General features: G+C 53.8%; 10 protein-coding genes. 7 read left to right on the top strand and 3 right to left on the bottom strand.

Annotated features, from left to right (window positions below):
- Positions 1–33: 33 nt before the first annotated feature.
- The gene (gene gyrA / locus JQ822_RS12955) at positions 34–2,670 is read right to left on the bottom strand and encodes a DNA topoisomerase (ATP-hydrolyzing) subunit A (RefSeq protein WP_213133793.1); all 2,637 of its coding nucleotides are present in this window, start codon (positions 2,668–2,670) and stop codon (positions 34–36) included.
- Positions 2,671–2,828: 158 nt separating this feature from the next.
- Between gyrA and ubiG the strand changes: the two genes are divergently transcribed.
- From ubiG to yfaE, 4 genes are all read left to right on the top strand, one after another.
- A complete protein-coding gene (gene ubiG, locus JQ822_RS12950; RefSeq protein ID WP_213133792.1) occupies positions 2,829–3,557 on the top strand; it encodes a bifunctional 2-polyprenyl-6-hydroxyphenol methylase/3-demethylubiquinol 3-O-methyltransferase UbiG in 729 nt (242 codons plus the stop codon).
- A 348-nt stretch (positions 3,558–3,905) separates the two neighbouring features.
- Positions 3,906–6,191 carry a class 1a ribonucleoside-diphosphate reductase subunit alpha gene (gene nrdA / locus JQ822_RS12945; RefSeq protein ID WP_213133791.1) on the top strand — a complete coding sequence of 762 codons (2,286 nt, stop codon included), beginning with the start codon at positions 3,906–3,908 and terminating at the stop codon, positions 6,189–6,191.
- 62 nt (positions 6,192–6,253) lie between these two features.
- A complete protein-coding gene (gene nrdB / locus JQ822_RS12940) occupies positions 6,254–7,384 on the top strand; it encodes a class Ia ribonucleoside-diphosphate reductase subunit beta (RefSeq protein WP_213133790.1) in 1,131 nt (376 codons plus the stop codon).
- Positions 7,384–7,638, top strand: coding sequence for a ferredoxin-like diferric-tyrosyl radical cofactor maintenance protein YfaE (yfaE, locus tag JQ822_RS12935; RefSeq protein ID WP_135321220.1), 255 nt, complete (start codon positions 7,384–7,386; stop codon positions 7,636–7,638). The genes nrdB and yfaE overlap by 1 nt, the downstream gene beginning before the upstream one ends.
- 77 nt (positions 7,639–7,715) lie before the next feature.
- Here the strand turns inward: yfaE and glpQ are convergent, their stop codons facing one another.
- Together glpQ and glpT are read right to left on the bottom strand one after the other, a co-directional pair.
- Complete coding sequence (gene glpQ, locus JQ822_RS12930) at positions 7,716–8,786, bottom strand: glycerophosphodiester phosphodiesterase (RefSeq protein ID WP_213133789.1); 1,071 nt, start codon at positions 8,784–8,786, stop codon at positions 7,716–7,718.
- 3 nt (positions 8,787–8,789) lie between these two features.
- Entirely contained in the window at positions 8,790–10,148 is a 1,359-nt protein-coding gene (gene glpT / locus JQ822_RS12925) for a glycerol-3-phosphate transporter (protein ID WP_213133788.1), read from the bottom strand.
- Between the two features lie 272 nt (positions 10,149–10,420).
- Here glpT and glpA point away from each other — a divergent pair, with 272 nt between their 5' ends.
- Genes glpA through glpC form a run of 3 tightly spaced genes read left to right on the top strand, consistent with a single transcriptional unit; the run spans position 10,421 to position 14,485 of the window.
- Positions 10,421–12,049, top strand: coding sequence for an anaerobic glycerol-3-phosphate dehydrogenase subunit A (gene glpA / locus JQ822_RS12920; protein ID WP_213133787.1), 1,629 nt, complete (start codon positions 10,421–10,423; stop codon positions 12,047–12,049).
- A complete protein-coding gene (glpB, locus tag JQ822_RS12915; RefSeq protein WP_213133786.1) occupies positions 12,039–13,298 on the top strand; it encodes a glycerol-3-phosphate dehydrogenase subunit GlpB in 1,260 nt (419 codons plus the stop codon). The genes glpA and glpB overlap by 11 nt, the downstream gene beginning before the upstream one ends.
- Positions 13,295–14,485, top strand: coding sequence for an anaerobic glycerol-3-phosphate dehydrogenase subunit GlpC (gene glpC / locus JQ822_RS12910; protein ID WP_213133785.1), 1,191 nt, complete (start codon positions 13,295–13,297; stop codon positions 14,483–14,485). The genes glpB and glpC overlap by 4 nt, the downstream gene beginning before the upstream one ends.
- Positions 14,486–14,529 lie beyond the last annotated feature (44 nt).

Genomic DNA, 14,529 nt, shown 5'->3' with positions numbered 1-14,529 from the left:
CGGATTTCTCCGGCCCTTCTCATTACTGCTTAATTACTCTTCTGCGTCATCCGCTGCATCATCATCGCTTTCGGCTTCAGGTGCGATATCCTCGTCCCCTTCAGCAGCGCTGCCGTCGATGGAGTCGAGCTCTTCGTCATCAACCGGTTCAGCAACACGTTGCAGACCCACCACGTTTTCATCTTCCGCCGTGCGGATGAGGATAACGCCCTGGGTGTTACGCCCGACCACGCTGATTTCCGACACGCGAGTACGCACCAGCGTACCTGCATCGGTGATCATCATGATCTGGTCGCTATCCGTCACCTGCACCGCGCCGACAACTGAACCGTTGCGCTCGGTCACTTTGATCGAGATAACGCCCTGTGTCGCACGAGACTTGGTCGGATACTCTTCTGCCGCGGTACGCTTACCATAACCGTTTTGCGTCACAGTCAGGATTGCGCCTTCGCCACGAGGAATAATCAGAGAAACAACTTTGTCTTCGCCTGCCAGCTTAATACCACGCACGCCGGTCGCGGTACGACCCATCGCACGAACGGCGTCTTCTTTGAAGCGCACCACTTTACCTGCGGCAGAGAACAGCATCGCTTCGTCGGACCCGGAGGTCAGATCCACGCCAATCAGTTCGTCGCCTTCATTGAGGTTAACCGCAATAATACCGGCAGAACGCGGACGGCTAAACTCGGTCAGCGCCGTTTTCTTCACGGTACCGCTGGCAGTTGCCATAAAGACGTTTACGCCTTCTTCGTACTCGCGTACCGGCAGAATGGCGGTGATACGTTCGTTGGCTTCCAGCGGCAGCAGGTTGACGATTGGACGTCCACGCGCGCCACGGCTCGCTTCCGGCAGCTGATAGACCTTCATCCAGTACAGACGACCACGGCTGGAGAAGCAGAGGATCGTGTCATGGGTGTTGGCCACCAGCAGGCGGTCGATAAAGTCTTCTTCTTTAATACGTGCTGCTGACTTACCTTTACCGCCACGACGCTGTGCTTCGTAATCGGTTAACGGCTGATATTTAACGTAGCCCTGGTGAGACAAGGTCACGACAACATCTTCCTGGGTAATCAGATCTTCGATGTTGATGTCAGCGCTGTTGGCGGTGATTTCGGTGCGACGTGTGTCACCGAACTGCTCGCGAACCAGCTCCATCTCTTCACGGATAACTTCCATCAGACGATCGGCGCTGCCCAGAATGTGCAGCAATTCAGCGATCTGCTCCAGCAGCTCTTTGTATTCGTCGAGCAGTTTTTCATGCTCGAGACCGGTCAGTTTCTGCAAACGCAGATCCAGAATCGCCTGAGCCTGCTGTTCAGTCAGGTAGTACTGACCGTCACGTACACCGAATTCCGGCTCCAGCCATTCAGGACGCGCAGCGTCATCACCGGCACGTTCCAGCATCGCAGAAACGTTTCCCAGCTCCCACGAACGCGCAACCAGCCCTGCTTTCGCTTCAGCCGGGGTCGGCGCACGACGGATCAGTTCGATGATCGGATCGATGTTGGCCAGCGCAATCGCCAGCGCTTCAAGGATGTGCGCACGATCGCGGGCTTTACGCAGTTCAAAAATAGTACGGCGTGTTACCACTTCACGACGGTGACGCACAAACGCAGCGATAATGTCTTTCAGGTTCATGATCTTCGGCTGACCATGGTGCAGCGCAACCATGTTAATACCGAAGGAAACCTGCAGTTGAGTCTGGGAGTAAAGGTTGTTGAGAACCACTTCCCCGACCGCGTCGCGTTTGACTTCAATGACGATGCGCATCCCGTCTTTGTCAGACTCGTCGCGCAGCGCGCTGATGCCTTCAACACGTTTGTCTTTGACCAGCTCGGCAATTTTCTCGATCAGGCGCGCTTTGTTCACCTGATACGGAATTTCGTGCACGATAATGGTTTCACGACCGGTTTTCGCGTCAGCTTCAACTTCCGCGCGTGCACGAATGTACACTTTGCCGCGACCGGTACGGTAAGCTTCTTCGATACCACGACGACCGTTGATGATCGCAGCGGTCGGGAAGTCCGGGCCAGGGATGTGTTCCATCAGCCCTTCAATGCTGATGTCTTCATCGTCAATGTAGGCCAGACAGCCGTTAATCACTTCCGTCAGGTTGTGCGGCGGAATGTTGGTCGCCATACCTACGGCGATACCGGACGAACCGTTCACCAGCAGGTTAGGAATTTTGGTTGGCATCACATCCGGAATGCGTTCGGTGCCGTCGTAGTTATCGACGAAATCAACCGTTTCTTTTTCTAGGTCAGCCATCAGTTCGTGGGCGATTTTCGACATACGGATTTCCGTATAACGCATCGCTGCGGCGGAGTCGCCATCGACAGAACCAAAGTTACCCTGACCATCCACCAGCATGTAACGCAAGGAGAATGGCTGCGCCATACGAACAATGGTGTCGTAAACGGCGGTATCACCATGAGGGTGGTATTTACCGATTACGTCACCAACGACACGGGCAGATTTTTTATAGGCTTTATTCCAGTCGTTGCCCAATACGTTCATGGCGTAAAGTACGCGACGGTGAACCGGCTTCAGGCCATCTCGGACGTCCGGCAGCGCACGGCCAACAATGACCGACATCGCATAATCCAGATAGGAGCTCTTCAGCTCTTCCTCAATGTTGACCGGTGTAATTTCTCTCGCAAGGTCGCTCATCTAACCGCTATCCCTCTACTGTATCCCGGATTCAAAGGTCGCAAATTATAACACATCCGTGCAGATTCAGGTAAATGGATTCCCCCAGAGAGAGGCTTTATTCATCCCGTCAGGCTGATATACTCGTTTGCATTGCTAATTAAGGAGTAGAAGCCCCAATGAATGCCGAAAAACCCCCGGTAACTTACAACGTTGACCATGAAGAAATTGCCAAATTTGAAGCAGTCGCGTCGCGCTGGTGGGATCTTGAGGGCGAATTCAAGCCTCTGCACCGCATTAATCCGCTGCGTCTGGGCTATATCACCGAACGATCAGGCGGCCTGTTTGGTAAAAAAGTGCTCGACGTTGGCTGCGGCGGCGGCATTCTGGCTGAAAGCATGGCGCGCGAAGGCGCAACGGTCACCGGCCTGGATATGGGCTTTGAACCGCTCCAGGTGGCGAAACTGCATGCGCTGGAAAGCGGCATTCAGGTGGAGTACGTGCAAGAAACCGTCGAAGAACACGCCGAAAAACATGCGCACCAGTACGACGTCGTGACCTGCATGGAGATGCTGGAACATGTGCCGGACCCGCAGTCGGTAGTCAGAGCCTGCGCCAGGCTGGTAAAACCAGGCGGCGACGTGTTTTTCTCCACGCTTAACCGCAACGGCAAATCCTGGCTGATGGCGGTGATCGGAGCGGAATATATTCTGCGCATGGTGCCAAAAGGCACACACGATGTGAAAAAATTCATTAAACCTGCGGAGCTTTTGGGTTGGGTCGATCAAACCGTGCTGAAAGAGCGCCACATGACCGGTTTACATTACAACCCTATCACCAATCATTTTAAGCTGGCGCCGGGCGTTGATGTTAACTACATGTTACATACAACGGCAAAAAACGACTAACGCCATAAAATATTCTTATAAAGCTTGCGCTGTATTCTGCAGCGCACTTTTCCACTTCGATGAAGAAATCAGCACTCGATCAAATTTTCTATTTTTTTTCTCAATTATTGACATCCTCTCCAGGCCTTATAAGACGCGCACTTAGCGATTATTACCCTTTTGCAACCTCAATTTAACGCCAAAATCAACTCTTGTACTGAAAAGAATCCCTACTAGAATACTCACCATATAGCGTCTATCTTATCAAACAACCCCTACATATAGTATTTATCCACAGACTTAGTCACAACATGGCATTGTGGATAATGCAGGGGATATTTTTTCTTTCACGGACAGGTAAAAAACCACATGAATCAGAGTCTGCTGGTGACAAAGCGTGATGGTAGTACAGAGCGCATCAATCTCGACAAAATCCACCGAGTTCTGGATTGGGCGGCAGAAGGACTGAATAACGTATCGATTTCTCAGGTCGAGCTGCGCTCCCACATTCAGTTTTATGACGGTATCAAGACTTCCGATATCCACGAAACGATTATTAAAGCAGCCGCCGATCTGATCTCCCGCGACGCGCCAGATTATCAATACCTGGCTGCCCGCCTGGCGATTTTCCACCTGCGTAAAAAAGCCTACGGTGAGTTCGAACCGCCAAAACTGTACGACCATGTGGTGAAAATGGTTGAGATGGGCAAATACGACAATCATCTGCTGGAAGACTACACGGAAGAAGAGTTCAAGCAGATGGACTCGTTCATCGAACACGACCGCGATATGACCTTCTCCTACGCTGCGGTTAAGCAGTTAGAAGGCAAATATCTGGTACAGAACCGCGTCACCGGTGAGATTTATGAAAGTGCGCAGTTCCTCTATATTCTGGTGGCGGCTTGCCTGTTCTCAAATTACCCACGAGCAACCCGTCTGGAATACGTTAAGCGTTTCTACGACGCCGTTTCTACGTTTAAAATTTCGCTGCCAACGCCGATCATGTCCGGTGTGCGTACCCCAACCCGTCAGTTCAGCTCCTGCGTCCTGATCGAGTGCGGCGACAGCCTGGACTCCATCAACGCGACCTCCAGCGCCATCGTGAAATATGTTTCCCAGCGCGCCGGTATCGGTATCAACGCCGGTCGTATTCGTGCACTGGGTAGCCCGATTCGCGGCGGTGAAGCGTTCCACACCGGCTGCATCCCGTTCTATAAGCATTTCCAGACCGCGGTGAAGTCCTGCTCTCAGGGCGGCGTTCGCGGCGGTGCTGCTACGCTGTTCTACCCGATGTGGCATCTGGAAGTCGAAAGCCTGCTGGTACTGAAAAATAACCGTGGCGTTGAAGGCAACCGCGTGCGTCACATGGACTACGGCGTGCAGATCAACAAGCTGATGTACACCCGCCTGCTGAAAGGCGGCGACATCACCCTGTTCAGCCCCTCCGATGTTCCTGGCCTGTACGACGCGTTCTTCGCCGATCAGGACGAGTTCGAACGTCTGTACACCCAGTATGAAAACGACGACAGCATCCGCAAACAGCGCGTGAAAGCGGTTGAACTGTTCTCGCTGATGATGCAGGAACGTGCCTCTACCGGTCGTATCTACATTCAGAACGTCGACCACTGCAATACCCACAGCCCGTTTGATCCGGCTATTGCGCCGGTGCGCCAGTCCAACCTGTGCCTGGAAATCGCTCTGCCGACCAAACCGTTGACCGACGTTAACGATGAAAACGGTGAAATTGCGCTGTGTACGCTGTCTGCCTTCAACCTGGGTGCTATCGAGAGTCTGGACGAACTGGAAGAGCTGGCCGTACTGGCCGTGCGTGCGCTGGACGCGCTACTGGATTATCAGGATTACCCAATCCCTGCCGCTAAACGCGGTGCCATGGGCCGCCGTACGCTGGGTATTGGCGTAATCAACTACGCTTACTGGCTGGCGAAAAACGGCAAACGCTACTCTGACGGCAGCGCCAATAACCTGACCCACAAAACCTTCGAAGCCATTCAGTATTACCTGCTGAAAGCCTCGAATGAGCTGGCTAAAGAGCAAGGCGCGTGCCCGTGGTTTAACGAAACCACTTACGCGAAAGGTATTCTGCCGATCGATACCTACAAGAAAGATCTGGACGCGATCGTCAACGAACCGCTGCATCACGACTGGGAGCGCCTTCGTGAATCGATCAAGACTCATGGCCTGCGTAACTCCACGCTGTCTGCTCTGATGCCGTCTGAGACGTCTTCGCAAATTTCCAACGCCACCAACGGCATTGAGCCTCCGCGCGGTCACGTGAGCATCAAAGCGTCGAAAGATGGCATCCTGCGTCAGGTGGTACCGGATTATGAGCATCTGAAAAATGCCTACGAGCTGCTGTGGGAAATGCCAAATAATGATGGCTACCTGCAACTGGTTGGCGTGATGCAGAAGTTTATCGATCAGTCGATTTCAGCAAATACTAACTACGATCCGTCACGCTTCCCGTCCGGAAAAGTGCCGATGCAGCAGTTGCTGAAAGACCTGCTCACCGCCTACAAATTTGGTGTCAAAACGCTGTATTATCAGAACACCCGTGACGGTGCGGAAGATTCTCAGGACGATCTGGTGCCGTCCATTCAGGACGATGGCTGCGAAAGCGGCGCATGTAAGATTTAATCTTTTGCCGGATGGCGGCATAAACGCCATCCGGCATGACATTCCAGACAGGATCCACATCAATGGCATACACCACTTTTTCACAGACGAAAAATGACCAGCTTCTGGAACCGATGTTCTTCGGCCAGCCGGTGAACGTCGCGCGCTACGATCAGCAAAAATATGACATCTTCGAAAAACTGATCGAAAAGCAGCTCTCTTTCTTCTGGCGTCCGGAAGAGGTCGATGTTTCTCGCGACCGTATCGACTTCCAGGCGCTGCCAGAACATGAAAAACACATTTTTATCAGCAACCTGAAATATCAAACGCTGCTGGACTCCATCCAGGGACGCAGCCCGAACGTGGCGCTGCTGCCGCTGATCTCGATCCCTGAGCTGGAAACATGGGTAGAAACGTGGGCGTTCTCCGAAACCATTCACTCACGCTCTTACACCCATATCATCCGTAACATCGTTAACGATCCGGCGGTGGTGTTTGACGATATCGTCACCAATGAACAGATCCAGAAACGCGCGGAAGGGATCTCCAGCTATTACGACGAGTTAATTGAGATGACCAGCTACTGGCATCTGCTGGGTGAAGGCACTCATACGGTGAATGGCAAAACGGTTGTCGTGAACCTGCGCGAGCTGAAGAAGAAACTGTATCTGTGCCTGATGAGCGTTAACGCGCTGGAAGCCATCCGCTTCTACGTCAGCTTCGCCTGCTCTTTCGCCTTTGCCGAGCGCGAACTGATGGAAGGCAACGCTAAAATTATTCGCCTGATCGCCCGCGATGAAGCCCTGCACCTGACCGGCACTCAGCATATGCTGAATCTGTTGCGCAGCGGCGTAGACGATCCGGAAATGGCAGAGATTGCCGAAGAGTGTAAACAGGATTGCTACGACCTGTTCGTTCAGGCCGCGCTGCAGGAAAAAGAGTGGGCAGACTACCTGTTCCGCGACGGTTCGATGATCGGCCTAAACAAAGACATTCTGTGCCAGTACGTCGAGTACATCACCAATATTCGCATGCAGGCCGTTGGGCTTGATTTGCCGTTCCAGACGCGTTCGAACCCAATCCCGTGGATCAACACCTGGCTGGTATCCGATAACGTACAGGTTGCGCCGCAGGAAGTGGAAGTCAGCTCTTATCTGGTCGGGCAGATCGATGCCGAAGTCGATACTGACGATCTGAGTAATTTCCAGCTCTGATGGGCCGCGTAACTCTGCGCATCTCTGGCACACAGTTGCTGTGCCAGGATGAACATCCTTCCCTGCTGGCCGCGCTCGAATCGCACAATGTTGAGGTCGAATATCAATGTCGTGAAGGCTACTGCGGCTCCTGCCGTACCCGCCTGGTGGCGGGTCAGGTTGACTGGATTGCAGAACCTCTGGCCTTCATTCAGCCGGGTGAAATATTGCCCTGCTGCTGCCGGGCAAAGGGTGATATTGAGATTGAAATGTAGTTTTGTGGGATGACGTTGTGCTTACCCGACCTACAAACACCATCGTTTGTAAGCCGGGTAAAGGTAGCCGTTCAGCGTTAGTGCTTATCGGTTAAAAACAGTACCGCTTTATCGGGGAAATCCGTAAACAACCCGTCAACACCCGCCTGGTTATACAGGATGTCATAAAGTTGATTCACGTCCGTCGCGTAGTCCGGCAACTGATCGGCCCGCACGGTATAAGGATGCACCGTCATTTTGTTCTGATGCGCCTCCTTCACCATATCGGTCAACACGATGTTGCCTTTCTTCGACTTCTCATCCACCAGCATGTGATAGTCCGGACCGATGCCATCCGCGTACTCAGCAACCTGCTTCATCGCACCCGGTTTAAACATCCAGTCATAGTTGTAATTTACCCAACTGCCGTCCGGTTTTTTCTCCTGGGTTTCATTCCAGTCGGTATAGGCAATCAGCTGTACCAGGTTGAGATCCATCCCCATTTTGGGTTCCAGCTCATTCTTGATGCGCTTGAGTTCCGCCACGTCAAAACTTTGCAGATAGACCTTGTCCTGTTTATCGCTGTAGCCATACTTTTTCAGCACTTCCAGGGTCTTCGCTGCAATGTCCTTCCCTTCCTGGTGATGGAACCACGGCGCTTTGATTTCCGGATAGATACCAATGTTCTTACCGGTGGAGTGATTTAATCCCTGAACAAACTCAATCTCGTCTTCGAAAGTGTGCACGCGGAAATCAGATTTACCCATCGGGAAACGCCCGGGGTACGTCTGCACCTGTTTGCCATTTTCAATATCGAAACCTTCGGTAAATTTCAGCGATTTGATCTCATCCAGCGTAAAGTCGATGGCGTAATAGCGACCATCTTTACGGGCGCGATCCGGGAAACGCTCGGCAACATCGGTCACCCGGTCAAGGTAGTGGTCATGCAGAACGACCAGATGGTCGTCCTTGGTCATCACCAAATCCTGCTCCAGATAATCTGCGCCCTGCGCATAAGCCATCGCTTTTGCCGGCAGCGTATGCTCAGGTAAATAGCCACTTGCCCCACGGTGTGCAATCACAATCTTGTCTGCGGCAATGGCGGTACTGCTGACCACCATACCGGTCAGCATCAGCGCTACGCTGAGACTTTTCAATGTGGTTTTCATCCGTTAGCCCCCGTTACGTTTCAGCTCAATCTCTTCGTGATGGCGCTTTTCACCAATCATGACGACCACCAGCAGGATAACCGCCAGCACGCTGCCGCCAATCATCACCATAAAGCCGCCATCCCAGCCGAAGAAGTCAACGGTGTAACCGACAATGGCGCTCGCCGCCACAGAGCCACCCAGGTAGCCAAACAGCCCGGTGAAGCCGGCCGCCGTACCCGCCGCTTTTTTCGGTGCCAGTTCCAGCGCATGCAGACCGATCAGCATTACCGGACCGTAAATCAGGAAGCCGATGATAATCATACATGCCATATCAACGTTCGGATTTCCCGCCGGGTTCATCCAGTAAACGATCGTTGCAATGGTCACCAGCGTCATAAAGAACACGCCAGTCGCGCCACGGTTGCCGCGGAAGACTTTATCCGACATCCAGCCGCACAGTAGCGTGCCCGGGATACCTGCATACTCATACAGGAAGTAGGCCCAGGAGGATTTATCCAGTGCGAAATGCTTCACTTCTTTCAGGTAGGTCGGCGACCAGTCGAGGATGCCGTAACGCAGCAAATAGACAAATACGTTGGCAATTGCGATGTACCACAACAGTTTGTTAGGCAGAACGTACTGCATGAAGATCTGCTTCGCAGTCAGTTCTTCTTCTGCTTTTTCGTTGTAATCGTCCGGATAGTCGTTCTTATACTCTTCGATAGACGGCAAACCACAGGACTGCGGCGTATCGCGCATCAGAGCAAAAGCAATCAGGGCGACAACAATCGCACCAAATGCCGGCATGTACAGCGCAGCTTTCCAGTCGTTAAACCAGGCCATACCCAACAGGAACAGCAGCGGAGGCAGACCGCCACCCACGTTATGTGCGCAGTTCCACACGGAAACAATACCGCCACGCTCTTTCTGCGACCACCAGTGCACCATAGTACGGCCACACGGCGGCCACCCCATCCCCTGGAACCAACCACAGAGGAACAGCAGCACGAACATGACAGCGATGCTGGACGTCGCCCACGGCACAAAGCCCATAAACAACATCACCGCTGCAGCCAAAATCAGGCCCGCTGGCAGGAAAACGCGCGGATTCGAGCGATCCGAAACGGACCCCATGATGAATTTCGAAAAACCATAGGCAATGGAAATACCGGATAACGCAAAACCCAGATCGCCACGGGAGAAACCCTGCTCAACCAGATAGGGCATCGCCAGGGCAAAGTTCTTACGTACCAGATAGTACGCGGCATAACCAAAAAATATCCCCAAGAAAATCTGCCAGCGCAATCGACGATAAGTGGGATCGATTTCCGCTGCAGGTAAGCGCGCCGTATGTGGCGCAGGTTTAAAAATGCTCATCATATTATGTAGCCTCCGTGGCCGTCTTTCATTCGAAGGAAACACTGTAGTACGTCATCACGACGCTACCGCCCCCAGTGTGGCCGCGATGTTAAGGAAAGATTCAGCACAATAATGTGAAACGCAGCACATATTGTTACACTTTTATGACAAATGTTCATAAAGGCGCACGGAATCACGTTTCATTTTCGAATTATGAGCGATTATGCGCGAAATCAAACAATCCATGTTTTTTATGTGGCTAAATGATAAAAAACGAACTGTGAGGAAAAACAATGAAAACTCGCGACTCGCAAACAAGTGACGTGATTATCATTGGCGGAGGAGCAACAGGTGCCGGGATCGCACGCGACTGTGCCCTGCGCGGGATACGCGTCATTCTGGTCGAACGCCACGATATCGCCACCGGTGCGACGGGACGTAACCACGGCCTGCTGCACAGTGGTGCACGCTATGCCGTCACTGACGCTGAATCTGCTCGTGAATGTATTAGCGAAAACCAAATTCTGAAACGCATCGCCCGCCACTGCGTTGAACCAACGGACGGTCTGTTTATTACGCTGCCGGAAGATGAACTCTCCTTCCAGGCCACCTTTATTCGCGCCTGCGAAGACGCAGGGATCCGCGCACAGGCGATTGACCCACAGCAAGCGCGCATTATCGAACCCGCGGTGAATCCGCAGTTGATTGGCGCGGTAAAAGTACCGGACGGTACCGTGGATCCCTTCCGTTTAACCGCCGCCAACATGCTGGATGCACGCGAGCATGGCGCCGTCATCCTGACGGCCCATGAAGTAACCGGGCTGATTCGTGAAGGGGCAACGGTCATCGGCGTGAACGTACGCAATCACCTCACCGGCGAGATGCAGTCCCTGCATGCACCGGTGGTGGTGAACGCCGCCGGGATCTGGGGTCAACGGATTGCGGAATATGCCGATCTGAGCATCCGCATGTTCCCGGCTAAAGGCTCGCTGCTGATCATGGATCATCGCATTAACCAGCATGTCATCAACCGCTGTCGTAAGCCGTCTGATGCCGACATTCTGGTGCCTGGCGACACCATCTCGCTGATCGGTACCACCTCACAGCACATTGATTACGACGATATCGACAGCAACCGCGTCACCGCCGAAGAGGTTGATATTCTGCTGCGTGAAGGGGAAAAACTGGCCCCGATTATGGCGAAAACGCGCATTTTACGCGCCTACTCCGGCGTGCGTCCGCTGGTAGCCAGCGACGATGACCCAAGCGGTCGCAACGTCAGTCGTGGCATCGTACTGTTCGATCACGCTGAGCGCGATGGACTGGATGGGTTTATCACCATCACCGGCGGCAAACTGATGACCTACCGCCTGATGGCAGAATGGGCGACCGATGCCGTCTGCCGCAAGCTGGGCAACACCCAACCGTGCACAACGGCGGATACCGCGCTGCCTGGCTCACAGGAGCCGACAGAAAACACCTTACGTAAGGTGATCTCCTTACCCGCCCCGCTGCGTGGCTCGGCGGTCTATCGTCACGGGGATCGCACCCCAGGGTGGCTGAGCGAAGGTCGTCAGCACCGCAGCCTGGTCTGTGAGTGCGAGGCGGTTACCGCCGGTGAAGTACAATATGCCGTAGAAAATTTAACCGTCAACAGCCTGCTGGACTTACGTCGCCGTACGCGCGTCGGGATGGGAACATGCCAGGGCGAGCTGTGCGCCTGCCGTGCTGCGGGTTTGCTGCAACGTTTTAATGTCACCACCGCTGCGCAGTCCATTACTCAGCTCTCCGAGTTTCTCAACGAACGCTGGAAAGGCGTTCAGCCGATTGCCTGGGGAGATGCGCTGCGCGAAAGCGAGTTCACACGTTGGGTATATCAGGGGTTATGCGGTCTGGAAAAGGAGCACCAGGATGAAATTTGATACCGTCATTATCGGCGGCGGCCTCGCCGGACTGCTGTGCGGTTTGCAACTGCAAAAAAGTGGATTGCGCTGCACGATTGTTACCCGCGGCCAAAGCGCACTGCATTTTTCCTCCGGCTCGCTGGATTTACTCAGCACGCTGCCGGACGGGCAGACAGTGAGCGATATTGAGGCAGGTTTGAACGCGCTGCGCACTCAGGCTCCTTTGCATCCTTATAGCCTCATCGGCACGCAAAACGTATTATCGCTGGCGCAGCAGGCGCAAAACCTGCTGAAAGAATCTGGTGCCCAATTGCAGGGCGAGGTTCATCAAGGGCATCAACGCGTGACGCCGCTGGGCACCTTGCGTTCAACCTGGCTCAGTTCGCCGGAAGTCCCTGTCTGGCCGCTGTCTGCCAAGCGTATCTGCGTGGTGGGCATCAGCGGGCTACTGGATTTTCAGGCGCACCTCGCCGCAGCCTCACTGCGTCAACGCAATCTCAGCGTCGAGACGGCAGAAATCGACCTGCCAGAACTGGATGTCCTGCGTGATAATCCCACCGAGTTTCGCGCCGTTAACATCGCACGTCTGCTGGATAACGAAGATAAATGGCCACTGCTCTATGACGCACTGCTGCCGATAGCCAAAACCTGCGACATGATAGTGATGCCAGCCTGCTTCGGCCTCGCCGATTCCCGGCTCTGGCAGTGGCTCAACGAACGTCTGCCCTGCTCGCTGATGCTGTTACCGACCTTACCGCCTTCCGTTCTGGGCATGCGCTTGCACAATCAATTGCAACGCCAGTTTGTGCGCCAGGGCGGCATCTGGATGCCGGGGGATGAAGTGAAAAAAATCACCTGTCAGGACGGCGTGGTGAGCGAAGTCTGGACCCGCAATCATGCTGATATTCCACTGCGTCCACGCTTTGCTGTGCTCGCCAGCGGCAGTTTCTTCAGTAGCGGCCTGGTGGCCACGCGCGAAGCCGTTTACGAGCCGATCCTTGGCCTGGATGTCATGCAAACAGAAACCCGCGCACAGTGGTATCAGCGCGACGTCTTCGATCCACAGCCGTGGCAACAGTTTGGCGTGACCACCGATGACGCTCTGCGCCCATCGCTTGCGGGAAAAACGGTAGAGAACCTGTATGCCGTCGGATCGGTACTTGGCGGTTTTGATCCTATCGCCCAGGGTTGCGGAGGCGGCGTGTGCGCAGTGAGCGCCTTACACGCCGCACATCATATTGCGAAACGTGCAGGAGGCCAGCAATGAGCGACACACGTTTTGAAAGTTGTATCAAATGCACGGTGTGCACCACGGCATGTCCGGTAAGCCGCGTAAATCCGAGCTACCCTGGCCCTAAACAGGCCGGCCCAGACGGTGAACGCCTGCGCCTGAAAGATGGTGCGCTTTATGACGACGCACTCAAATACTGCATCAACTGCAAGCGCTGCGAAGTGGCCTGTCCGTCAGATGTGAAAATTGGCGATATCATCCAGCGCGCGCGCGCCAAATATGACACCACGCGTCCATCGATACGTAACTTTGTCTTAAGCCATACTGATTTGATGGGCAGCGTTTCCACACCGTTCGCGCCGATAGTCAATACCGCCACCTCGCTAAAACCGGTACGTCAGTTGCTGGATTACGCATTAAAAATCGATCATCGCCGGACGCTGCCAAAATACTCCTTTGGCACCTTCCGTCGCTGGTATCGCAGCGTTGCCGCGCAGCAGGCACAGTATCAGGATCAGGTCGCTTTTTTTCACGGCTGCTTTGTGAACTACAACCATCCGCAGCTGGGCAAAGACCTGATTAAAGTGCTGAACGCGATGGGGACCGGCGTACAGTTGCTGAGTAAAGAGAAGTGCTGCGGCGTGCCGCTGATCGCCAACGGTTTTACCGATAAAGCGCGTAAGCAGGCGGTCAGCAACGTGGCTTCACTCAGAGAAGCGATAGACGGTAAAGGTATTCCGGTGATCGCCACCTCTTCAACCTGTACTTTTGCGCTACGCGATGAATATCCGGAAGTGCTGGATGTCGATAACGCAGGCCTGCGTGAACATATTGAGCTGGCGACCCGCTGGCTGTGGCGCAAACTGGATGAAGGGAAAACGCTGCCGCTGAAAACACTGCCGTTAAAAGTGGTTTATCACACGCCGTGCCATATGGAAAAAATGGGTTGGACGCTCTACACCCTGGAGCTGCTGCGTCAAATTCCTGGGCTGGAGCTGACGGTGCTGGACTCTCAGTGCTGCGGCATCGCCGGAACTTACGGCTTCAAAAAGGAAAACTATCCCACATCGCAGTCTATTGGCGCCCCGCTGTTCCGCCAGATTGAAGAAAGTGGTGCTGATATCGTCGTCACCGACTGCGAGACCTGTAAATGGCAGATTGAGATGTCAACGAGCAAGCGCTGTGAACATCCTATCACCCTGCTTGCCAAAGCATTGGGTTAACTCTTTTGCCCGGTAGCGCCATGCTTACCGGGCATAATCTCCTG

The sequence above is a fragment of the Citrobacter sp. FP75 genome, assembly GCF_018342065.1.
Classification (GTDB): Bacteria; Pseudomonadota; Gammaproteobacteria; order Enterobacterales; family Enterobacteriaceae; genus Citrobacter.
Note: the sequence above shows the minus strand (reverse complement) of the source record. Positions and strands in the feature narration are given on the sequence as shown.

Excerpts from the sequence above, each read along its gene's own strand:
- gyrA (WP_213133793.1), bottom strand. The coding sequence starts at position 2,670 with ATGAGCGACCTTGCGAGAGAAATTACACCGGTCAACATTGAGGAAGAG.
- ubiG (WP_213133792.1), top strand. The coding sequence starts at position 2,829 with ATGAATGCCGAAAAACCCCCGGTAACTTACAACGTTGACCATGAAGAA.
- nrdA (WP_213133791.1), top strand. The coding sequence starts at position 3,906 with ATGAATCAGAGTCTGCTGGTGACAAAGCGTGATGGTAGTACAGAGCGC.
- nrdB (WP_213133790.1), top strand. The coding sequence starts at position 6,254 with ATGGCATACACCACTTTTTCACAGACGAAAAATGACCAGCTTCTGGAA.
- yfaE (WP_135321220.1), top strand. The coding sequence starts at position 7,384 with ATGGGCCGCGTAACTCTGCGCATCTCTGGCACACAGTTGCTGTGCCAG.
- glpQ (WP_213133789.1), bottom strand. The coding sequence starts at position 8,786 with ATGAAAACCACATTGAAAAGTCTCAGCGTAGCGCTGATGCTGACCGGT.
- glpT (WP_213133788.1), bottom strand. The coding sequence starts at position 10,148 with ATGATGAGCATTTTTAAACCTGCGCCACATACGGCGCGCTTACCTGCA.
- glpA (WP_213133787.1), top strand. The coding sequence starts at position 10,421 with ATGAAAACTCGCGACTCGCAAACAAGTGACGTGATTATCATTGGCGGA.
- glpB (WP_213133786.1), top strand. The coding sequence starts at position 12,039 with ATGAAATTTGATACCGTCATTATCGGCGGCGGCCTCGCCGGACTGCTG.
- glpC (WP_213133785.1), top strand. The coding sequence starts at position 13,295 with ATGAGCGACACACGTTTTGAAAGTTGTATCAAATGCACGGTGTGCACC.